This is a genomic window from Microbulbifer sp. MCCC 1A16149, from assembly GCF_050368945.1.
Classification (GTDB): domain Bacteria; phylum Pseudomonadota; class Gammaproteobacteria; order Pseudomonadales; family Cellvibrionaceae; genus Microbulbifer.
On sequence record NZ_CP185959.1, the window covers coordinates 3,573,497 to 3,596,523 of the forward strand.

The following is a 23,027-nucleotide window of genomic DNA, read 5'->3' on the forward strand; positions in this document are numbered from 1 at the left end:
AATTTGTTCAGCGGTTTGGTGAACGACTTTGTGGGAAATTGCCGAATACGTTGTGGGATCAGCTCTCCAGCCAGGCCGCGGCACCGATCAGGGCCGGGTAGCCGGCTTTCAGCACCTCTACCCGCACGCCCTGCAGCCAGTCACCCAGGCGGCCCTTGTGGGTAAAGCGCTGCTCGAATTCGCTCTCCGGGAGCAGCGATTCGATACGCGGCAACACCCCGCCACCGAGGAATACACCGCCGCGGGCCACATAGTAGAGGGCCGCATCGCCTGCGGCGCTGCCGAGGAAGTTAAGGAAATCCACCAGGGTTTCGCGGCACAGGGGGTCGGAGCCGTCGAGGCCGCGGCTACTGACATCCGGCGGCGTCAGCGCTTCCGCCGGGCGACCGTGCAGGGCGCACACCGCCTGGTACAGGTTGACCAGACCGCCACCACTCAGCACATACTCGTTGTAGACCGGCATCTGTTCGCGGGCGAGAATCCTCAGCAGCTCCAGCTCGCGCTCACTGCCCGCAGGCAGGTTGGCGTGACCGCCCTCACCGGGCACTACCCGGTAGCTGCCGCCTTCGTGGACCAGCCCTGCCACCCCGAGACCGGTACCCGGCCCCAGCACCACCATGGGCGCGTGGTTCTGTGCGGGCACATCCCGCAGCGCCCACTTGTCCTCTTCCGGCAACCGCGGCAGAGACAGGGCCAGGGCGGCGAAGTCATTGACCACCAGTGCGCGCTCGAGAGAGAAACGCGCGCACAGCTCTTCGGCGCGGATATCCCATCCGAGGTTGGTCATGGTCACCCGACCGCCCTGTGGGGTCTTTTCCACCGGCCCGGCCACAGCAATACAGGCCTCGGTCGGCTGTGGCTGGTCCAGTTCCTGGAGCCACTGGCCGAGCGCGGTATAGAAATCCCCGAACTTGGCGCAGTTCACCACCTGGATCGATTCCAGTCGGTAGCCGCCCTGATGCGGGTGGGCGATGGCGAAACGGGCGTTGGTGCCGCCGATGTCCGCGACGATTCTTGTCATAACGCTTTCCTTACACGTTCTACTACCGCGGGAGCCGCCGCTGCGACCACCGGGCCCAGAGGACAGGTGCCCTGAAAAAATGGCGGTATAAGGTAATGATTTGCCGATGAAAACTCCAGTCCCCCTCCCCCTTCAGGGTCACAAATATGGGGGGATGAGACGCCAAGAGCATCATATAAGGGAACCAGGGCTTGTGATGCCAATTTCAGCACATGGCGAGGCCGTCCCGGGGCATGCGGGGCGCGAACTGGGAAAGTAAAAATACCGGCAGGGAAAACCTGCCGGCCCAACTAGCACAATAAGGTCGACGAGAAAGACCCACTAGCAGGAGAAGAGAGATGATGTCGGGCTACCTTTGCCAGCGGGGTACACCGGGGAGAAGCAATGAAATGCTCTCCGCGGTACCGGCCTCGGCAATACCCGATGTCACCAGTGTGCGATTTCACCGGATTAGCGTCGCCCCACTTTGGAAAAATCCGCAAACTGGGCGGTGTCACTTTCCCGATTTTCGCAAGCGGGATGGGCTGCAGAGGCCCGTGGAAGTGGGCAACGCTCCTCCCCCGGGGGGAATTCTCTTATACTCCCCCCTATAAGAGCGATAAAAACCATAACAAGCAAAAATCTATCCGCGATGGCCCGATGAAACAATACATATTCAATATCCACGACGTGGTGCTGTTGATGACCGCGGCAGAGTGCCTGCTGCTGGCCGTCTTTCAGTCGATCCTGCCCACCCGTGCACGGCACGACGGGCGCCTACTAACCGCCTTCTTGCTGATTATTGCCGTGGCCTCCAGCTGCACCCTACTGCTGTGGAATGACCAGTTTTCGTTGGCACCCTGGTTCGAGCAAACGCTGCTGCCCTACCTACTATTTGCCTCGCTGCTGCTCAAGGGGCCGGCGATTTACCTGTACGTCTGCTCCCTGACCCAGCGCAAACTGAGTCTCAACCGGCGACACGCCCTACACCTGTTGCCCGCGCTGCTGGCACTGGGCTGTATCGCCATTTTCGATATTTCCAGCAATGACCTGCGGCATATCGCCGATTCCGGCCAGGGCCTGCCGTCCACAGCCATCGGATTTATCTGGGACATCGCCTCGCTGGTGCCCTTTGTCTACGCCGCTGCGGCACTGTTGAGGATCCGGCGCTACCGCCATGCCCTCAAGGACGAATACTCGCACTACTCTGAGACCGAACTGCACTGGCTGTCGGCGCTCACCTGGGGGGTATTTGTGGCCTGGACCTGGACCATGGTGGTGCACGTGGTGGCCAAGTTTTCCAGCGATGTGGTGGCGGACTACATGGGCATCGCCGACAACTACCTGGCGTTTATCCTGATCAATGCGTTCTTTGCCTACAGCCTGACCTACGCCCACCAGCTGCTGGTCACCAAGCCGGAAGAGGAAACCCGCGAGACCAGCAGCGAGGAAGAGCCTTCCGAGCCCGCCATCGCCAAAGTGCGCAATGCGATGGAAGAAGACAAAATCTACCTTAAGAAAAACCTGAACCTGGAACAGTTTTCCGAGCGCATCGACTTGCCGGCAAAAGAGGTCTCCGCGGTAATCAACAAACACTTCGGCACCAACTTCTTCGAGTTCGTGAACAGCTACCGGGTCGAGGCCGCCAAGGCGTTGCTCTCTGATCCGGGAAAGGCGGACATGACGGTGCTCGATGTGCTGCTGGAATCCGGCTTCAACAGCAAGTCAGCATTCCATCGCTTTTTCAGCCGGCTTGTGGGTATGTCTCCCACGGAGTTCCGCAAGCGGGCACTGGCCGCGGACGCAACATCCTGATCCTCGCGGATTGATCGCGATTTTTATAGAGACCGGTTTCCGTCAAGGACCGGTCTCGCTTCCCACCTGTTCCTGTATACCCTGAGCCCCTGTATCTAATTCTTCGTCCGCCAGCCGCGCGGCCTCTGCACTGCCGAGTACGGCGTCGCGCGCTGCAAACACCTCGGCGTCGCTGGCACCATCAGCGCGCATCCGCGCCACCTTGGCCTCCAGTACCTTGCGCGCCAGTGGAGATTCCATCCGGCTTGCGGTTTCGTTGAACTCGGCCTGCATTGCCGCCAGCTTCTCCGCTCGCTCCTCCTCCGTTAGATTCGGGTCGCGTGCGACGGCCATGGACTCCACCATATACGGCAGCTGGGCTTCCTCCTCGGCATACATGCCACTGGCCTGCTCTTCCTCGAGATAGCTACGACGCAGGGCTTTGATCTGCTCGTAATTATCCAGCGGATTCGATGCCGCCAATGTTTCCGTCGCCCGGGTGCGCTGAACATCCTCCACCGCCTGGCGATAGGCGGAATAATCCTGCAACAGATCCAGCAGCTGTATGGCCACCGCCTCCGGTAGGGCATCGCTCAGCAACGTCTGCAAACTTTCCAGCCGACTTTGCACGCGACGTTCCACTCCTGGGCCCTGCCCATCGCCATCCTCCGCCAGTTGGTCGTGGAGCAGCTGCAGCGCGGCGCGCGTGTTGCGGTCGAACAGTAAATTGCCCTCGCTGTCGAAGTTCAGGATCAGCAGCGCATCGTACAGTGCCACGGAGTCCAGCGTATTGCGCTCCGTTTCCTCCGCTCCGAGAGACTCATTTTCCGCTAACACCGGAGCGGATTTCAGGTCGCCCTCTGCCCCAGTGTCGAGTTCATTCGATCGGTCATCCGCACCTCCGGCATCAGGCACGGGCATTTCTACCGACTCCGCAATCGTCAGCGACATTGCAGTCTCACCCCCGGGCTCCGGGCTGAACCACAGGTTTGCCAGCACGCCAGAAACCAGCAATGCAATAACCGCACAGGTAATAAGTATTTTCACGGTATGACCTTTTGGATAAATCCGCAAAACACAGTTTTTTACGGACAGTTAAAAGCCCCCCATTTAACAACGGGCAGCAAGAAAAATCTGTAAGCAGGGAAAAACAAGTAAACGAAACAAACGCCACAGTGACAGCAGAAGACATACAGGCCGATTTTTGGTGCCTTATGTACTTTCTGCAAAAGTTGCTCTCAGCCTAACCTTCTCAACAGCTCGCGGCATTCAAAATCACACAATAAAAATTTCCAAGAGCGAATGGCCAGGCTGCTTTCGGCCGACAAAAAAATCCAACCGATAACGAGGCTAATTAAGATAATGATGAAGAGAAATCTGACCAAGACCCTGCTGCCCACACTGGGTTTGATTCTGGGAGGCATTTTTACCAGCGCTGCAGTACAGGCACAGAGCTGTCCTTCCGACGCCATCTGCCGCTACGAAGATACGCCGGGAAGCTACAGCGATAACGGGCCTTACGGTTACGACAGCTACACCATGCCGTACCTGTCCACACCCGGAGGCGCGACCGTCTACTATCCGCGCAATGCGGAACCACCCTACTCCCTGCTGGTGTTCACGCCGCCTTATACCGGCACCCAGATCATGTACCGCGACTGGGGTCCGTTCTTTGCGTCCCACGGTATCGTCCTGGTGACCATGGACAGCCGCACCATCTACGACAGCGTGGATTCCCGTGCGGACCAGCAGCAGGATGTACTCGATGCGATGAAAGGGGAAAACACCCGCTACGGCAGCCCCCTGCGTGGCAAACTGGATACCAGCCGCTTCGGTGCTACCGGCTGGTCGATGGGTGGCGGCGCGACCTGGATCACCTCCGCGGAATACAGCGGCCTGAAAACAGCCATGTCATTTGCCGGCCACAACCTCACCGCGGTAGATAGCGATTCCAGCGGTCGCAACACTCGAATTCCCACCATCCTGTTCAACGGTTCACTGGATACCACTTATCTCGGTGGCCTGGGACAGAGCGATGGGGTTTACCGCAACATTCCTTACGGCGTACCCAAACTGTTTTACGAGGCCTCCAACGTCGGCCACTTCGCCTGGGGCGGCCCGGAAGATGCCAACCGCTATGTGGGACAGTTGGCACTGGCCTTCCAGAAAACCTTCCTTGACGGCGATACCCGCTGGGCACAGTTCCTCGACCGTCCGCCGCTATATGTCGCGGAGTTCGAAAAAGCCAATATACCCAACTGATTCCCCCAAGACTGATCAGCCGATTGGTCAGCTAATTGATAGGCGTTTTAGGCACCGGCCAGGTCGGTGCCTCTTTTTTCTAGCTCAAAAAACTTCAAAAGGCCAAAGGGGCCGCGTCGGGATTCCATCACCCGACTGACATCTTCCAGATAGGTATTCTTTTCCGACGCGGTGCAATATTTCAGCTCACCGTAACCATTGTCGTCACAAATGGTGGTGAAGGCCCCAAAGGCGACCAATGCTCCTATGATTGTTCAGGAGGGGGGAGTGCTTGATTGTTGGGGGGGCACTTCTTGGAAACCGGATACCCGGCTAACACAGCGTTATTTTTTCTTGTCCGGCCCTCACCTTATGGGTGATTCGCGGAACCCGGCTGCCGGGAAGGTGGATGGGTGGCAGCCGGGTTAATGCTTTAAATCTGAGGAAATAGATTATCCGCAGCTAATATCAGTCTCCGCATTCGCGGCAATATGGATATCGTGAATCGTGACATCCAAGGCACCGGCAGTGCGCACATAGAAAGGCGACAGCACCATATCCAGTTTTGCGCCGCCCTTGGCCAGACACTGTAAATCTACCGCCACGGTTTTCCACTCTCCGGGAGTAGCGCCCTTGAGCAGCTCGGTAATGGATTGCTCGGCACCGCACTCCATACCGCAGTTAATGCCGAGGTTCACCGCGTCACTGGGTGCCGCGTCCACTTTGACATCGAATACCAGCGCGCCCTGATTGGCCAGGTAAGCGGAGAGATCCGTGCGGCTGTTGGCAAAGAAACCGGCAATGGCATTGCCCTCACCGCTCCACTGCAGGCGACGGCTGTCTTCCTGCACATTGCGATCCACGGACTGCACGCTGATACCCTGCAGCTTGGCGACACTGCTGGAAATCACCGAGTGGTTGTTGCCAACATCCGTGACCTGGAAGCTCCACGGGTCCAGCGCACGGCCATTGAATACCGCCAGCGCTTCCTTGGTGTCCGCCTCGGACAGGCCGCTCTCTTCCGACAGCATCGCCAGTTGTTCCGAGTCTGCGTAACTCAGGCCATAGCCGTAGTTGAATTGTGCCAGCGCTTCGTTTTCACCGGGGTTGCGCACAGTGGGCTGTGCGTCGTTCGGCCAGGAGAATGTCAGCTTGCCGGTGAAGTCGTGATTCACCTGCCCTTCGGCATCGCGCAGGATCACGTCGGCAACGCCCTCGCCCTCGGTACCCGGCTGCCAGATCGCCACAAACGCATCGGAGGCATTCAGCTCGGGATTTACCCACAGCGGGCGACCGGTGATAAACAGGGAAACCACCGGGATACCCTGCGCGCGCAGGCGTTTCAGCAGCGCGAGATCGCTCTCTCCCGGGTAATCCAGGTTGGAAACATCACCCTGCATTTCTGCGTAGGGGTCTTCGCCGAATACCACAATGGCGACATCCGGCTTCTGCTCAAACCGGCCGTCTACCGACAGTTCCGCAGTACCACCAGCACTTTCCACCGCCTTGGCAATACCGCCGTAAATGGAAGTAGCACCGGGGAAGTCGCTGTTCTGGTTACCGGTACCCTGCCAGGTAATACTCCAGCCACCGGACTGTTTGCCGATATTGTCGGCACCATCACCCGCGACCAGAATCCGCTGGTTGCGCGCAAGCGGCAGCAGGTTGTCGTTGTTTTTCAGCAGCACCAGGGATTCGCGCACGGCCTGACGGGCAATGGCGCGGTGCTCCGGAGCACCGATCAAGGATTCGTCACCGGCATACGCGCGCTCGGAAGGCGCACCGGCTTCAAACAGGCCCGCGCGCAGCTTGACGCGCAGGATGCGGCGCACGGCGTCGTTCAGACGCTCCGCGGAAATCTCGCCACTTTTGGCTTGCGCCAGGGTGTTTTTGTAGAGCTCTTTCCAGCTCGGGTCTGGAGCCATGAACATGTCGAGGCCGGCATTGATCGCCTGCGGACAGCTCACATTGCTGCAACCACTGACAAACTGGTGACCTGCCCAGTCGCCGACAATAAAACCGTCAAACCCGAGACGCTCTTTCAGTACATCGGTCATCAGGTATTTGTGGCCGTGCATCTTTTTGCCGTTCCAGCTGCTGAAAGAGGCCATCACGGTCTGTACCCCGGCCTCGATGGCAGTGAAGTAGCCCTGGGCGTGGATCTCGATCAGCTCTTCTTCGCTCATGATCGCATCGCCGCGGTCGATGCCGTTTTCGGTACCGCCATCGGCAAGGAAGTGCTTGGCGGTGGCAACCAGGTGCTTGCCATTGAACAGTTCATCACTGTCCGGTGCGCCCTGCAGGCCCGCGACCAGTTTGCCCGCGTAGTCGCGCACCACGGCCGGATCTTCGGAATAGGATTCGTAGGTACGGCCCCAGCGATCATCGCGCACCACCGCCAGGGTCGGGGCGAAGATCCAGTCGATACCGGTAGCGGACACTTCCGCCGCAGTGGCGGCGCCGACCTGACGCATCAGTTCGGGATTGTGTGTGGCACCGAGCGCGATATTGTGCGGGAACAGGGTCGCGCCGATGACATTGTTGTGTCCGTGCACCGCGTCGGTGCCCCAGATTACGGGGATGGCAACGCCGCCGTCGCTGGTATCCATGGTGGCTTCGTAGTAACTGTCAGCCAGGGCTACCCAGTCGGCAACGCTCGCGTGCTTGTCGTCGCCCGGGAAGGCACCGCCACCATTGAGGATGGAACCGATGTGGTACTGCTTGACCTCTTCCGGGGTCGCAGAGCGAATTTCCACCTGCACCAGCTGACCGACCTTTTCCTCGATCGACATCTTGTCCAGCAGTTCGGTGATACGCGCTTCCATCGCCGCATCCTGGGCAATCGGACTGGCTAGTTCTGGCCAGGCGTCATTTACCTGTGCAGCAGTGGCATCCGTTGCCTGCGGCTCAGCGGCCATTTTCTGTTCACCGCAGCCGCCGAGGCCACCGGCTATCAGTCCGGAGATGACCCCCAGCAAAATTCGCTTTTTCATCACCGCGCTACTCCCCTTGGATATGCATTGGTTCTTATTCGTCTAGTGACTTGCCTGCGGCGACTGGTCGCTTGCCCGCTCCCGTCCGCCCGGCTTTTCCAGCTTCCTTTGTACGGACTGCGCCGAAAAGGGTCGTCCCACTTCCCCGTTCCGTCACAAAATGGTGCAAACCACCTTGCCACCCTGTGCAAATCGGGAAAATGGGACGCGGATCAGCGGCTCCAGATCACATTATCCACCTGCAATACCGCTCCCATCTGGTTGTCCCACCCGGGAGAAATCACAAACGGGGTATTCACGCCCTGCGTATTCAGCCCCCCGTCCACCAGGTCCATGACCGGAATCTGGAATTGAGTCCACTGGTTCACCGGCGGCATATCCAGGGGAATATCACCGGAGGAACAGGGATGGCCGCAGTCCGCGCGAAAGGTGAGAGAAGCGGCCCCCGCATCCGCCGGCTCCGCCAGCACGCGCAGGTCAAATTTCACATAGGTGTAGGCACTGAGATCGTAGGCGGCTTCCGACTGGAAATAGCCGATGCCCTGATTCGTGTTGAAGGAAAACTGGCCAACCTCCCCGTAATCACCACCGGCATCCACCACTTCCAGATCCACGCTGCCACTGGCAGTCCAGGTCAGCCACTGGTAGGGCGCCTGCACGGCCCCATCGAAAATGGCCAGTTCATCGCCATCGCCGTCCGGTGCCTGTGGCGGAGTGATCCCGGGATTGAGCACAAACTCGCCATCGCTACTGGCGCAACCTTTACCGGTTTCGAAATCTTCCGTGCATTGATACACCCGCACGTAATCGATCACATACTCCTGGGGAAAAGCGCTCTCATCGATACCGGTATCGTTGACGTTGGACGGCCAGTCGCCGCCCACCGCCAGGTTCAGGATCAGGTGGAATGTCTGGTCAAACGGCGCCAGCGGATTGTCCAGGGCCGCGGTGGTGTACCAGCCATCACTGGTCTGGGTGGCGAAGTGGTCACCGTCAACGTACCAGCGGATTTCTCCCTCCTCCCACTCTGCGGCGTAGGTGTGGAAATCGTCTGCGGGATTCAGGCCGCCCGGAATCTGGTAGGCCTCGCCGGTGTACTTGTTGGCCGGCCAGGAATCGCCGTAGTGCAGGGTGCCGTGAATTCGGTCTTCGCCGCCGACTTTCAGGTTTACCGCCTCGAGAATATCGATCTCGCCAGAGAGCGGCCATCCGCCATACACCCATTCGCTCGGCAGCATCCAGAAGGCCGGCCAGGAGCCCTGTCCGAAAGGCAGTTTCGCACGCATTTCAAAACGACCGTATTTCCAGTCACCGAGCCCCTTGGTACGCAGTCGCGCGGAGGTGTAGGTGCCGCTGCCGGTGGTGTCTTCGGGATCGTAATCGGGGTCATCATCCACGCGATTCGGCCCGGTGGCGTCTTCGCGGATTGCCTTGATATGCAACATGTCATCGGCAACCCAGGAATTTTCCGCTGCATTCGTATAACACTGGGCCTCGTTGTTGCCACCACCGGTGCAGTTTTTCTCATGGGACCATTTTTCGCTATCGATCGATTCACCGGAGAATTCGTCCGCCCATACCAGGCAGTAGCCGGAATTGAGAGGGTCCTCCAGACATTGCTCCGGCCGATCTACCACCGGATCAGTTGGTACGCCGGGATCTTCCTCGTTACCGGAACCACTGCCGCCACCGCAGGCCGCCGCTGCCAGCCCAATGCCCAGAACGGACGTGCGGAATAACATTTTGGACATCGCTGTCTCCTCATCGCGAGTTTATTTTTTTCTTGTGGAGTGCTCGGGTTGTCAGCCCGTTTTTTTGTAACCCGGAAAACACCCGCGGGTCGCCCCACCTTGATCACGTTTCCAAGGTGGGGCGAGCGGTTTAGCGGTGTTACAGGGAATTGAGGAAATTCAACAGGTCCTGTCGCTGTGATGCAGACAGCCCCTGATAGGCATTTTTAGAAGCTTCACCTTCTCCACCATGCCAGCGAATGGCTTCGTCGATACTGCGCGCGCGACCGTCGTGCAGGTAACTGTGCTCGGGGGTACACACTTCGTTGCCCTGCCCTCCGATCGGGTTTTCCACGCCGCCGGTCACGCACGCGGAAAGCCCGAGTCCCCACAGCGGTGTTGTGCGCCACTCCGCACCACTGGCCTCTCCCTCGCCGAGGTTATCTGCCAGCCCCGGCCCCATGTCGTGCAACAACAGGTCGGTGTAAGGGTGGATCGTCTGATTGCGCAGTTCGGCAAACGGATGGTATGCGCTGGTCTGCAGCGTCGGCGTGTGGCAGCCCGCACAGCCCACAGAAGAGAACAACTGGCCGCCGTTTACCACGGAAGGATCATCGTAATTCCGCTGGGGTCGCACACCCAGAAGCGCAATATATTTGGTGAGATCCTGCAGGTGATTGTCCGCAAGTTCGGCACCTGCCGCACCGCAGTCCGTTTGACTGCTGCCGCAATCCGGGCTGGGGAATACCGACGTCATGACCCCCATGTCCGAATTGAAAGCGCGCGCCAGCTGATGGCGAATACTCGCGGCCCCGGCTTTCCAGCCAAAACGTCCCAGACGGGTATCGCCGGTTTCCGGATCGACAACGCGGTTGGCTCGGCCGGAAATGCCATCGCCGTTCGCATCGGTGGGGTCAGCCGCGGCGGTAACCGCAGTTTCACTGACCGCTTCGAGCAATCCCATCCCCACGAGATTCGGTGCGATTCGCGCGGAAAAGCGTTGCGGTGTCACACCGGTAAATGCGTAATTGGGAGAGCGCAAGCCGTTCTGCTCACTCCAGCTGGCGATGGAAACCGAGCCTTCGCTTGCCGCACCGTCACGCGCCTTTGGCTGCAACACCGAACCGAGGTAGGGATCCGGATTGCCATTCGCATCCGCGACCTTGAAGGTCCATTTTTCCAGCGGTTCGCCAACCGCTGCCGGCGCCGCACGACCATTGCGCTCGTGGCAACTGCCACAGCTGGTGTTGATATAGTGCGGCCCGGCGAGCCCAACCATGGGCGCAAACGGTGGATTCTCCAGCGGTTTTTCATCGTGCACACCGTCAATGGCGGAGCTGTGCAGGATACGGCGACCACGCATAAATGGCTGGGCATTGTCGTACCCCATATTGGTTGCCATCTGCATAAAGTGGTTGTCGGTCTCCCCGGAGGTCAGCGCGTGTATCGTGGTGTCTCCGCCAAGCCAGGCCTTCTCTGCGATCTTGTAGGAATCCTTCACACCACCGAACGGCGTGGTTCCGCCCACATCCCACGGGACCAGTCCCTCGCCGACGATATACAGGAAGGTGGTACCGTAATAGTTTGCGCGTCCATTGGGCACACTGGGATCGAGGAACTGGCTGATTTCAAATTCCAGTTTGTCGCCGACCTGTATCGCACGATTTTCACGGCAGTTGAAACTGCGCTCTTTGTAATAATTGTAGTTATCCACCACGTTCATTACGCCGTTGTCGCAGTACTCGGCCACGGTACCTACTCCGCGATAAAACCAGCGGTTTTCAGCTTCGGTATCGCTCAGTCTGAATTGGGTGCGCACATTCATCCGCACCGTATCCCCGCCCTTGGCCACCTCGTCGATGATTTCAATGGCGGCGGTGCGGTCTTCCCAGTAAAAACTCAGGTAGTGATCGTAAGCCTGGAAGTGATCTTCCTTGGCATGGCGATCGCGTGCGCGATCTGAAAAGCGGGTCACCAGTGCCGTGGGTGTTTCGAAGACGATGGCGGGCTCCAGCGCAGTGCCGCTGTTGAAAATTGGAATAATATTGCCCAACCCCGGATTGCCACCGGAGGAAGAACTGCTGCTCGAACTACCGCTGCCAGAGCTGCTGCCACTGGAGCCGCCCCCGGAAGAGGATGAGGAAGAAGATGAGGATGAAGAGGACGAGCCACCCTGGCCAGCGAAGGTAAACTGTACCGGATCGGTGGTTTCCCCTACGCCTGCGGTAATTTTGGTGAAGTAGTAGGCCACCACGTCGCCGGCTGACAGGTTCGGAATATTGTGTGTCCAGTTGCTGCCATTCTGCGTCATGCGCACATTCATCTGGCCGCCGCCGTTTACCGTATAGTGTACATCCACAATATCGCCACCACTCATACGCGCCTGTGCGGTCGAGGCATCCAGCTCTACCAGACAACCACTGTCGCAGTTGGCGAGGGTGCCATACACGCCCAGTTCCCAGATGGAATATCCCCACTGGTTACCGGCACTGCGGCTTATCCCCTGGATACGCACTTGCTGGTAAATGCCGTCTACGGTCACCGTGTCCGTGCGGTGCCCGAATACGCCGCCGGTCTGAGTCGATAGCGTGGTCCAGTCAATGCCGTTGTTGGATCCCCAGATTTCATAGGTGTCCGGATTCGCGGCCTCCCAGAAAATTTCTACCTGATCCAGATCGTAGGGCTGCCCCAGATCCACCGTAATCCAGGATGGATCTGTCTGCGCTGCAGATGCCCAGCGGGTTCCGGTGTTGCCATCGACGGCATTACTCGCGGGAAGATCTGCGGTACTGGCAGTAACCGGCGCACCGGTTGCCAGGTTGACTGGTTGCGCATGGGATGCCGCACTGGAAATAAAAAGTGCGGCACCGGCAAGAAGGGAAAATACGGGCGCCCGAAAGGCTCCCCGCTGTTCAGGGATTCGACGCATGAATGAACCTCGCATTGATTATTGGTTATTCGAGTTCTCGAGCGCTATTGCACGTTCTAACTAACGCACGCTCATCGTTTGCGTCGGTGAAACTAGACTTTTCCGGGACGGAAAATCGTCCCACTTTGTAAAACGTTTTTAAATGACGTGGACCCCAGCGCCAAACAGGCACCGAGGTACCACCTGCAAAATATTTTTTGTGAAACCGTCAACAGTTATCGGCAAAACCGCAACGGACCCGTGCCTGAAAAATTTCAGCGCAGCTCATTCCATCCGGGCTTTGCAGTAATGGTTGATGAACTCCATATGATCCGGCCACCCATCCACCACGCCGCGCACCTGACTGCGAATACCCGCAAGGAAACGGCTCAGCTCTTCGTCACTCATCATATCCACGATGGGGTGGTAGGTGCGCGGCATTAGTCCCTGGCCGAGCAATACCTGCAACCAGGAACTCTCGCCAAACAGTTCCGTACCATTCTGGTAAACGCGACCGCTCTGCTCAAACACTTCCATACGGCGCGCGAGAGATTCCGGAATATCCATACCGCGACAGTGACGCCAGAATTCCGAATCCTGACGATCGGTCAGCTTGTAGTGCAGGATCACGAAGTCGCGAACATTTTCCGTCTCTTCACGGATCAGCTGGTTATATTCGTCCACATCCGTCTGCACGATACCGGTGGAGGGGAACAGGGTCAGCAGGCGCACGATACTGCGCTGGATCAGGTGGATGCTGGTGGATTCCAGCGGTTCGATAAACCCACTGGACAAGCCGATCGCGACACAGTTTTTATTCCAGTGCTGGCGACGGGTGCCGGTGCGGAAGGGGATCACCCGCGGATCATTGAGTGGTTCACCCTCGACATTTTCCAGCAGCTGCCTGGTGGCCGCCTCTTCATCCATGTAGTGGCTGCAGAAAACCAGGCCATTGCCAGTGCGGGATTGCAACGGAATACGCCACTGCCAGCCGGACTCGCGCGCGATGGAACGGGTGTAGGGGACCGGGTTTGCGGATTTTCCAGTCTGCACCGCCACCGCGCGATCGCAGGGCAGCCAGTGTCCCCAGTCATCAAACCCGGTATGCAGTGCCTGGTCGATCAACAGGCCGCGAAAGCCGGTGCAGTCGATAAACAGGTCGCCTTCCAGAAGCTCACCACTTTCCAGCTGCAAAGCCTTGATATGACCGTTGTGGTGATCGAGCTGTACCTTCTGGATTTTTCCTTCGACGCGTACCGCACCGTGTTTTTCTGCGAGGGTGCGCAGATACTTTGCGTAGAGGCTGGCATCAAAATGATAGGCGTGGGTGCGCTCACTGCGCGGGGAAACCGCATAGCGCCCCATGCGCGCACCGAGATGTTCTTTGGTGTAATCGCCGATGTCGTGGTCGATACCCAGCTGTCGTCCCTTCACCCAGAAATGGCTGAAGTTACACGCCCAGCAATCTTTGCCCGCGGCACCAAACGAGTGGATGTAATCCTGCCCGACATCTTTCCAGTTTTCGAACGCGATACCCAGTTTGAAGGTCGCATTGGTTGCCGCCATCATCTCGCGCTCGTCGATACCGAGTAACTGATGGAATAGGTGCAGGGTGGGGATGGTTGCCTCGCCGACACCGACGGTGCCGATTGCCTCGGATTCAACCAGTTTTATATCGAGGTTTTTTCCCAGTAGTTTCGCCAGTGCAGCCGCTGCCATCCAGCCCGCGGTTCCGCCACCGGCAATGATCACTTTGCGAATATTGTTCTGTGTGTTCACGCTCGTTCTCTCAACTCGTTATTGCCCGTGTTTTTCCGGCAGTTACCGTTTCAGGTCATTTTGTAGTTTTGCGCGCAGTTGCATCGCCTTTTCTAGCGACAGTGGCTGCTCCTGAATACCGCGTGCCGCAGGCTCAATGTGCTCGGCAGATTCCGCGTCCGCCTCAAATACATAGTAATCAAATAGTGCCCGCCACGCCTTTCGCTGGTGTGGCGGCAGATCGCGCAACCCGAGCATGGCGTGCAGCAATGCATTGGTTGGCCGTCCCAGGTAAGGGGCCGAATCCCGCCACCAGTGGGTATACAGTACGTTCAGGGTATCCAGGCTCTCTACGTGGTGCCACCACATACCGGGAATATACAGCGCATCACCCGCTTCCAGCTCCGCCACCTGCGCGCAGGCCAGGGCCTCGCGAAAGCGCGGGAAGCGCTCAAAATCAGGATTGTAGAAATCCACCAGGCTGATCTCCTGCCCGCCGGGCGCGAACTCCAGAGGGCCGGGATAGAGATTGCCAATCTGCTCCGGCGGCAAAAGGGTAAAACGGCGTTTACCGGCAATATTGCAGGCGAGATTATTCGGAAAGTCGTAATGTGCAGCGATGCGCACCTTGTTGCCGAGCCATAGCGAACCGATGGGAGATACACTGGCGACACCGGCATCATTGGCCGCAGAAAACCGGGGAAACCAGTAAGAAACCTCACTGGAGGGCATATAGCGCATGGCTGCCCGTTGCGCGCCGGCACCGGTAAGAATGTCGTCCAGCAATTCGCCGAGTTCTACCCGGCGGGTTTCGAAATTGAATCCGCTCAGGTCTTCGTTGTAAAACACCCGCCCACCGGTTTCCGCCGCGCCGTAGCAACCATTGACCGGATGACCGCTGTATTGATCCAGCAGGTACTCAGCCATTTTTTGCGGAGATTCCTTTGCCGCGGCCACTGCGGGAAAACCCGCACAGTATCCCCGCAGTACCAGCGGCTCGGTGATACCTGCGAGCGCTTCCAGTGCATTATCCGGTGTAATATCACGGGCTTCCCGGGTGGACGGCAGGCCTGCGGTTTCAATAAACGGCTGCGCCATTTCGCACCTCACTGAGCGGCGTTGCGACGGTTCTTTTCATCGATCAGGCGACGCACCTGGGACTGGGAAGCCAGCACCATGTAAATGGCCTCCAGGAATCCCGCCTGGTGCAGTTCATTCAGATCCTCAGCGTTCAGCGCGCGCAGGCGCTCTTCGTCGATGGTGTAGAAACCCTTCAGCTGGTTGGCCTCGCCGTTATCCAGCGTAATATCCATGGTGAAGGATTCCAGCAGACCGTGAATCTGCAGTGCTCGGATAAATTTTTCGCTCTGCTCGATACCGTGGTGGATCGCTTCCAGCATATCCGCCACGCCATCCAGGAAGGGGGAGTTACCGCCGTACTCGAGAAACAGGGGTTCACCCTGCTCGCGATTCACCCGGGGGCTATCCAGGTCAATATGAATCACGCGACGGGTTTTCTGCACACCGTCTTCCACAAAATTCTGGCGCCCGATCAGAAACGGCTCGCGGCGAATGGTCAGCGGGAGGTAGGAAGCCGCCCATTGATCGTCGTGCAGGTAGAGGTTTTCCCCGGGTTCCAGCCCGAGTAGCGCAAGCGGAAAGAAAGCGCCAGTGCTGGCATCTTTCTGGAAAAAAATCGGGTACTGGCCCTGCAGTGCGCGAAACTCCAGCGGGAAGGTCAGTGCATACCAGTTGTCGTCACCAAACGCCGCCGAGCGCCCTGTCTGCACCCGCAGATCGCGATGCTCTACATTGTTCAGCAGTACTGCATTCGTCATCCTACTTCTCTCTTCACTCATTGTTATTGTTTTCACGGCAGCCTGTTTTGGCTGAGTTCAATTGCGGTATAAAAAAAGCCGCTGACCTGACGACCAGCGGCTTTCCGTGCCTATTTAAACCATCCTGTGAAATGGTTTAGAAGGCGTAACGGGCACCCAGCTGCCAGCGAGCACCACCCTGGTAATAACCCAGTAGCTGACGCTTGTCACGGCCGTGAACACGCTGTGCTTCGTCGGTAACGTTGATGCCTTCCAGGAACACCTGCAAGCCTTCCAGCTGCGGCAGCTCGTAGCTCACGTTCAGGTCGATCTGGCTGTAAGCTTCAACATACTGCGGGTTGGCGCCGGTATTCTGACCGCGGGAGCTCAGGAACTCGTCGCGCCAGTTGTAAGCAATACGCGCCTGGAAACCGTTCTTGTCGTAGAAGCCCACCAGGTTCGCGGAGTCACTCAGGCCGACCATGGCTTCCTGGTCAACCAGGATGAACGGATCGTAGCTGAGTTCGGAATCCACGATGGTGTAGTTGGCCTGCAGACCAAAACCAGTCTCACCAAACATGTGCTGCACCGCCAGCTCAACGCCGTCGATGGTGTTGTCCACATCGCTGTTCACCGGGGTATCGACGAGGAAGACCATGTCGTTGTCGGTGGCAGGGTTACCCTTGATGAAGATCTTGTCGACGGTGACGCCATCTTCCTGGTAGGTCACATCAACGTAATCGCTATCGGCGTAATTCGCAGCGATGTACTGACGAATGGATTCCGCATCGTTGGCACCGTTTGCCCGCGCTTCATCCACCAGAGCACCGTCCGCCGGGTTGGCGATATTGAACAGTGACTTTTCAGTTTTCGCGTTGCTGATGAAGTTGGAGACATCCTTGCGGAACAGACCCACAGAGGCGTAGCTGGTCTCGCCGTAGTACCACTCCACGGAAAGATCGTAGTTGATCGATTCGTAGGGGAGCAGGCTCGGGTTACCGGTAGAACCGCCGCCGATGCCGCCATTGGCAATAGTGCCGATGGTGGTGCCGCCCTTGATGGAGTTGTAATCCGGACGGGTGATCGCCTTGCTGACTGCAGCGCGGGTTACTACGTCTTCGGTGACATCCATTTTGAACGCGATGCTGGGCAGCCAGTAGTCGTAGTTACCCTCTTCGCTCAGGTATACCTGCTCGCCGGTGCCGAGAATGGCGACTTCGTTGTTGGAGTTCCACTCCGCGCGGTCGTATTCCGGAACCACGGACACGGAGTCCACATCTGTCTGTTCGTAGCGCAGGCCGGTATTCACTTCATAGGGCATGCCACGCACTTCAGAACTGAAGTTGTACTGGGCATACGCCGAGGTGGAGGTCTCGGTGGTGGCGCGGTCGGTGTCAGACGCGTAGTCGGTAGATGCACAGAAGGCGGTGCCACAGTCACCTACACGGTTGGCAGTGCCCAGGTCGGTCGCGTTGTTTGCATACAGGCTTTCAGCCACGGCGCGCACCGCGTCGAAGTTCCACGCGTAGTAGATGTCCAGCGGCTCAAGACCGCCAACCTCGGAGAAGTCTCCCCAGGATTCGTCGAACTTGTCGGAAATGCTCTTGGCGGTGAACAGCTCGTCCGGCAGATCGGAAGCCGGGCCGGCGCCACCCCAGTTATTGCGCTGTACAAATACAGACTGTGAACGGTTGTACACTTCCTGACGGGCGATGCCGAAATCGATATCGCTGGATTCGTTGATCTCGAAGTTACCGCCAAAGCGGAACTGGTCAACCTCGGAGTAATCCTTGGAGTTGGTGAACACGGAACCGGTGACGATGATATCGGAGGCGTTCACGCCGTTGGCGGAGTCCACATAGATCGCCGGGATATCGCCGGTGAAGTCCACGCTGCTGGCTTCGCGCACCATGGCGGCAACGGTCAGCACGTTGCTGGTACCCCAGGGGCTGTCCGGGGTGCGCTCGGCTTCGGAGTGCTGGCCATCGAAGAACAGATTCAGCTTGTCGCTCACCTGCCACTCGAGGTTCACACCCAGCATATCGCCTTCGTGGATTTCCGCGGTGCTGCCGCCGCCCATGGCCACATCGCTGGGCGCGCCGTAGAACTCGGAATAGATGATCGGGGTGGAGATGGGGCCGTCACTCCACACGCCGCGCTGGTCACCCTGCCAGGCGTGATATACGGAGATATCGTTGAACTGCTTGGCGATCTTGTTCTGGTAGTAGTTGTAATCCAGAGTCGCGGTGACGTCGTCGGTCGGCGCCCACTGCAGAACCAGCTGGCCATTGGTGCGCTTGCGCTGCTGCTCTTCAAACTTGAAGGCCGCGTTCTGCGCAACGGAGTAGATATCGCCTTCACCCGGACGGTTGACCTGGTTTTCCAGCGGCACTGCGCCCCAGGCATCATTCACGCCGTCCCAGTTGTTGTCCATCTGACCTTCGACACTGATCCAGCCGCCGGGTACCAGTGCCTGCTGGCTGCCGCTCTCGCGCTCCTGAACAGAGCCGGAAATGGCCACACCGAATTTGCCATCGGCGAAGGTATCGGAATAGAAGCCGCTGTACTCCGGCGTCATGCTCGCGTCATCGGAGGACTCGTCCATCACACCCTTCACGCCAAAGCGCATGGTGCGCTCGGGGGTGTCGAACGGACGGGCAGTCAGCAGGTTGATGGTGGCGCCCATGCCACCAGACGGCAGGGTCGCGTTGCTGGTCTTGGAGACCTCAACGCCGGTAACCATGTCCGAGGCGATATTCTGGAAGTCAAAGGAGCGACCGCCGGTAGTGCGCGCAACCTGACGACCATTCAGGGTTACCAGGTTGAAATCCGGGCCCAGGCCGCGCACGGTGACTTTACTACCTTCACCGTTCACACGGTCGATAGACACACCGGAGATACGCTGCATGGATTCCGCCAGGTTGGTATCGGGGAACTTGCCGATATCTTCTGCGGAAATCGCGTCCACAATGCCTTTCGCATCGCGCTTCACGTCCATGGATTTTTCGAGACTGCCGCGGATACCCAGCACCACCACTTCTTCGAGTGCTGCTTCCTGTTCGGTTTGGGCAAAGGCGGAGCCACTTACGCCTGTGATGCCGACCATAGTGGTCGCAATGGCTACCGCAATGGAATTCTTCTTGAATCCGGTCATTCTGTTCATGGAGTTGTCTCCCCCATCGTCACGTCATTTTCGTTATAGGTTTCGCCGGATTCGGGTACCTCGAAGACCGCATTAGGATAACCCGATCTGGCGCCACGCTATACTCCCGCCACGCCACAATTTGAGTCGTCCCACCTTGGTTAAAACGCGAGAAATGGACTATCCCACCTTGGTCCCGGCAAACCGGGAATAAAAAAATCTTTTAAATTCAACAAGTTATAATTTTGGCGCAGATCTGCACCAAGTGCGAGCAGGCGGCGATCCAGGTTGGGGCGGCGCATCCCTGAGACCGGGAAAGAAGGGGGTTACAACGCGAGTGACCAAACGGCCAGAAATTGACTCCGAGGTCGCAGTACCATCGAGTGACCAGCTGCGGGACTACCCCTTGACCGCACCCGCCGAGAGCCCGGACACCAGGGAGCGCTGCAGGGCGAGAAACAGCAGCATCACCGGCAGCGACACCAGGATCGACCCCGCGGCAAAGTAGCCCCATTCAGACGCGTAATCACTGACAAAGAAACGCAGCCCCACCGGCACGGTGTAGCGGGACTCCTCATCCATAAAGATGGAAGCGAGGATGAACTCGTTCCACGCGGTCATAAATGCGAACAGACCGGTCACGGCGATAGCCGGGCGCGCCAGGGGCAGGATGATACGGATGAAGATTGTCCAGCGGCTGGCGCCCTCCAGCAGGGCGGACTCCTCGATCTCGTAGGGCAGCGTGTCGAAGTAGCCCTTCAGCATCCACACACAGAACGGCAGCGCGGTGATCGAGTAGACCAGAATCAGCCCCAGCCAGGAATTCCCCAGCCCCAGCCACTGCACCACAATCACATACAGCGGGATCAGCATCAGTACCGCGGGGAACATCTGTGAAATCAGGAACAGCATCATTCCCCGCGCGCGGCCGGCAAAGCGAAAGCGGGAAAAGGCATAGGCGGCGGTGCAGCTCAGGGACAGCCCCACCAGGGTGGTGGCGAAAGCGACGATCAGGCTGTTGCCCAGCCAACGCAGGAACGGCTGCTCGGTAAGCACCGCGCGGAAGTTGTCCAACGTCCACTGCTGCGGCAGCGGCAGCAGGGCAAGCAGTTGCTGGCCGACACCGGCATTTTCCGGCAAGCGCACCAGTGTGAGGGATTGCTGACCGGAAAAGGCGAGACTCACAACCCACAGCAGGGGGTAGATCACCACCAGCGAGGCAAATACCAGCAGGGCGAAGCGCCAGCTGAAGACGTCCCGGGCAATCCTTGTAGGAGCCTGCCTGCAGGCGAACCAGGCCCGCTGCCAAATTCGTTCGCCTGCAGGCAGGCTCCTACGGGGAGACGGAGTATTCATCGGGCCATCTCCAGTGTTCGGCTCATTCGCATCTGCCACATGGCATAGCAGAACAGCAGCAACAGGATCACCATGGAGTAGGCGGCCGCGTAGGCGTACTGGTACTTCTCGAAGCCGATACGGAAGGCCTTGGTGATCAAGATATCGTTGGCCCCCGCCGGCGCGCCGTCGCTCACCAGATAGATCACATTGAACATATTGAAGGTCCATACCACCGACAGGATCACCGCGGGTATCAGCACGGGCTTCAGCAGCGGCAGGGTGATCGAGCGGAACTGGAACCAGCGCCCGGCGCCCTCCACCTTCGCCACCTCATACAATTCCCGCGGAATCGACTGCAGGCCGCCGAGGATGACCACCATCATAAACGGGATGCTCAACCACACGTTGGTCACCACGCCGGTGAAAAAGCTGGCACCGATGGAATCGAACCAGGCTACGGGTGCCAGTCCCAGCACCTGCAATCCCTGATTGATGGCACCGAACTGCGGGTGAAACATGCCTTTCCATACCAGCGCGGTGATGTAGTTGGGAATGGCCCAGGGCAAGATCAGGATCAGGCGGAACCAGGCGCGACCGAAGATGGGTCGGTACAGCGCCAGCGCCAGCACCAGCCCCAAGCCCACCGCCACTGTGACATTGCAGGCGGTCCACAAAATGGTGATCAGCAGGGTCCAGTAGAAATTGTCGAAGTCGAGACTGCGCTCGCCCCCCTGCCCTCGCCAGAGGTGAAAATCACCGAGGATTGCCGTGTAGTTGTCGAGCCCAATAAACCGCGACCATAAAGGTGCGTGCTCATTGAATACCGTGGTATCGGTAAACGACAGCAACAAACCGTACAAAAGCGGGAAAAACACCAGCACCAGCATTCCCAGCATGGCGGGCATCAGGTACAGATACGCAGTGCGGTTGGATCGCCAGCCCGCCGCCAGTTGCTGGCGGTAGCGGCGCCAGGCCCACAGCGCGAAAAGTGCAAGAGCGAGGGGAATCAGCCAGAGCCAAACCGGCATCTCGGCCGGCGATTTTCCCCGCGCCCGGGAGCGCTCCAGTCGCGCCAGGTCGATGCTCAACTGTCGCTGCAGCTGGCGCATCTCCACTTCCGGCCGTGCCGCGCCCTTGACGACTTTTTTCAGGGTGTTTTCCAGCGGCACCCACACCAGGGTCATCGCCGGCAGGTTGGGAATAGGCACCGCCACTTCCAGCTGGCGGCGAAATGCCATGGCGGTATCGTCGGTCGCGAGTTGCGGATGCTCGAAGGCGCTGACATTGGCCGGCAGCTGCCCGCCCTCGATGCCCATCTTTTCCGCGGAGTCGCGACGGGTGAGAAACTCCATCACCGCCACCGCCGCTGTCGGGTTGCTGGTCCAGGGGGAGAGGAACAGCCCCTCCACCGCCACCCAGGGCGCCAGCGGGCGGCCGTTCTCGCTGTTCACCGGCAGCGGCACCACGCGATAGTTCACCCCCGGGGCAATCTCCCCCAGCATCCAGGGACCGCTGATCACCATGGCCGCGCGCCCCTGATTGAACAGGCTGGTAACCAGTGTGCTGGTGGGTTCTTCCGGGAGTATCCGGTCATCGCGCACCCAGCGCGCGAGCATTTCCATCGACTGGATATTGGCGTCGCTGTCGAGATCCAGGTTGCCGCCACGGTCGAAGGGACCGCGGCCGAAGCTGTTCATCAGCGCGCCGTGAAAGAACGGCTCGGTATAGCTGTAAGCCAAACCAAAGCGGCCGCTACCGCGGTCGGTGTGGCGCAGGGCCTCCGCCACCAACTCGTCGGTGGTGGCGGGCGCGGCTCGAACCAGGTCGGCATTCAGTATCAGCGCGGGGCTCTTGAAGGCAAACGGCAACCCGTAGAGGTCTCCGCCGAAGGTCATCGCATCAATCAGGTTCGCGGGGAAACGCCGGAGTAAACGTTCACTGACGTGGCGATCGATGGGCGCCACTGTATGTCCGGCACTGGCCCATCCACCCAGGCGATCGTGCGCGAACACAAACAGGTCCGGCCCCTGGCCGCGCGGCAGGGCCGCCGAAAGTTTGTCCGCGTAGCCGCCAAAAGGCACCGCCAGTGCCTTCACCTGCACGGCACCCTGGCTGCGGTTGTACTGCTGGATCAACTCCTCGAAGGCGGCGCGCTCGGCGCCGCGGTAACCGTGCCAAAGCGTGAGTGTTTCGGTGGCGCTGGCCTGGCTGGCAAACACAATCAGCAGCAAAAATACTTTCAGGAGCCGGCGGGCGAACGGTCCCCACAAGGTCGACCCGCAGGCGCATTCGCGAGCAGGCTTGCT

At 58.9% G+C, this 23,027-nt stretch carries 13 protein-coding genes; 2 read left to right on the top strand and 11 right to left on the bottom strand.

Annotation, left to right across the window (positions count from 1 at the left end; all coding sequences use genetic code 11):
- Positions 1-58 precede the first annotated feature (58 nt).
- Positions 59-1,021 (bottom strand): glucokinase, encoded by a 963-nt coding sequence (gene glk, locus ACONT6_RS14875; RefSeq protein WP_428819223.1) that lies wholly within the window; start codon positions 1,019-1,021, stop codon positions 59-61.
- Positions 1,022-1,660: 639 nt separating this feature from the next.
- On the opposite strand from glk, the gene ACONT6_RS14880 reads away from it, so the two are divergent.
- Positions 1,661-2,815 carry a helix-turn-helix domain-containing protein gene (locus ACONT6_RS14880; protein WP_428819224.1) on the top strand — a complete coding sequence of 385 codons (1,155 nt, stop codon included), beginning with the start codon at positions 1,661-1,663 and terminating at the stop codon, positions 2,813-2,815.
- A gap of 42 nt (positions 2,816-2,857) precedes the next feature.
- Here the strand turns inward: ACONT6_RS14880 and ACONT6_RS14885 are convergent, their stop codons facing one another.
- On the bottom strand, positions 2,858-3,841 hold the full coding sequence (locus ACONT6_RS14885; protein WP_428819225.1) for a lipase secretion chaperone: 984 nt from the start codon (positions 3,839-3,841) through the stop codon (positions 2,858-2,860).
- 315 nt (positions 3,842-4,156) lie between these two features.
- On the opposite strand from ACONT6_RS14885, the gene ACONT6_RS14890 reads away from it, so the two are divergent.
- Entirely contained in the window at positions 4,157-5,056 is a 900-nt protein-coding gene (locus ACONT6_RS14890) for a dienelactone hydrolase family protein (RefSeq protein WP_428819226.1), read from the top strand.
- Between the two features lie 431 nt (positions 5,057-5,487).
- Here ACONT6_RS14890 and ACONT6_RS14895 read toward each other — a convergent pair whose 3' ends face one another.
- The 9 genes from ACONT6_RS14895 to ACONT6_RS14935 all read right to left on the bottom strand — a co-directional run bounded on the left by ACONT6_RS14895 (position 5,488) and on the right by ACONT6_RS14935 (position 22,952).
- Complete coding sequence (locus tag ACONT6_RS14895; RefSeq protein ID WP_428819227.1) at positions 5,488-8,028, bottom strand: glycoside hydrolase family 3 protein; 2,541 nt, start codon at positions 8,026-8,028, stop codon at positions 5,488-5,490.
- Positions 8,029-8,240: 212 nt separating this feature from the next.
- On the bottom strand, positions 8,241-9,779 hold the full coding sequence (locus ACONT6_RS14900; protein WP_428819228.1) for a family 16 glycosylhydrolase: 1,539 nt from the start codon (positions 9,777-9,779) through the stop codon (positions 8,241-8,243).
- Between the two features lie 139 nt (positions 9,780-9,918).
- Positions 9,919-12,687, bottom strand: coding sequence for a di-heme oxidoredictase family protein (locus tag ACONT6_RS14905; protein ID WP_428819229.1), 2,769 nt, complete (start codon positions 12,685-12,687; stop codon positions 9,919-9,921).
- 264 nt (positions 12,688-12,951) lie between these two features.
- The gene (locus tag ACONT6_RS14910; protein WP_428819230.1) at positions 12,952-14,445 is read right to left on the bottom strand and encodes a tryptophan halogenase family protein; all 1,494 of its coding nucleotides are present in this window, start codon (positions 14,443-14,445) and stop codon (positions 12,952-12,954) included.
- Between the two features lie 42 nt (positions 14,446-14,487).
- Positions 14,488-15,522 carry a cupin-like domain-containing protein gene (locus ACONT6_RS14915; RefSeq protein ID WP_428819231.1) on the bottom strand — a complete coding sequence of 345 codons (1,035 nt, stop codon included), beginning with the start codon at positions 15,520-15,522 and terminating at the stop codon, positions 14,488-14,490.
- 8 nt (positions 15,523-15,530) lie between these two features.
- A complete protein-coding gene (locus ACONT6_RS14920) occupies positions 15,531-16,262 on the bottom strand; it encodes a SapC family protein (RefSeq protein ID WP_428819232.1) in 732 nt (243 codons plus the stop codon).
- 136 nt (positions 16,263-16,398) lie between these two features.
- Positions 16,399-19,404, bottom strand: a complete 3,006-nt coding sequence (locus ACONT6_RS14925; RefSeq protein ID WP_428819233.1) for a TonB-dependent receptor — start codon at positions 19,402-19,404, stop codon at positions 16,399-16,401.
- A gap of 378 nt (positions 19,405-19,782) precedes the next feature.
- On the bottom strand, positions 19,783-20,739 hold the full coding sequence (locus ACONT6_RS14930; protein WP_428819234.1) for a sugar ABC transporter permease: 957 nt from the start codon (positions 20,737-20,739) through the stop codon (positions 19,783-19,785).
- Entirely contained in the window at positions 20,736-22,952 is a 2,217-nt protein-coding gene (locus ACONT6_RS14935) for an extracellular solute-binding protein (RefSeq protein ID WP_428819235.1), read from the bottom strand. The genes ACONT6_RS14930 and ACONT6_RS14935 overlap by 4 nt, the downstream gene beginning before the upstream one ends.
- Positions 22,953-23,027 lie beyond the last annotated feature (75 nt).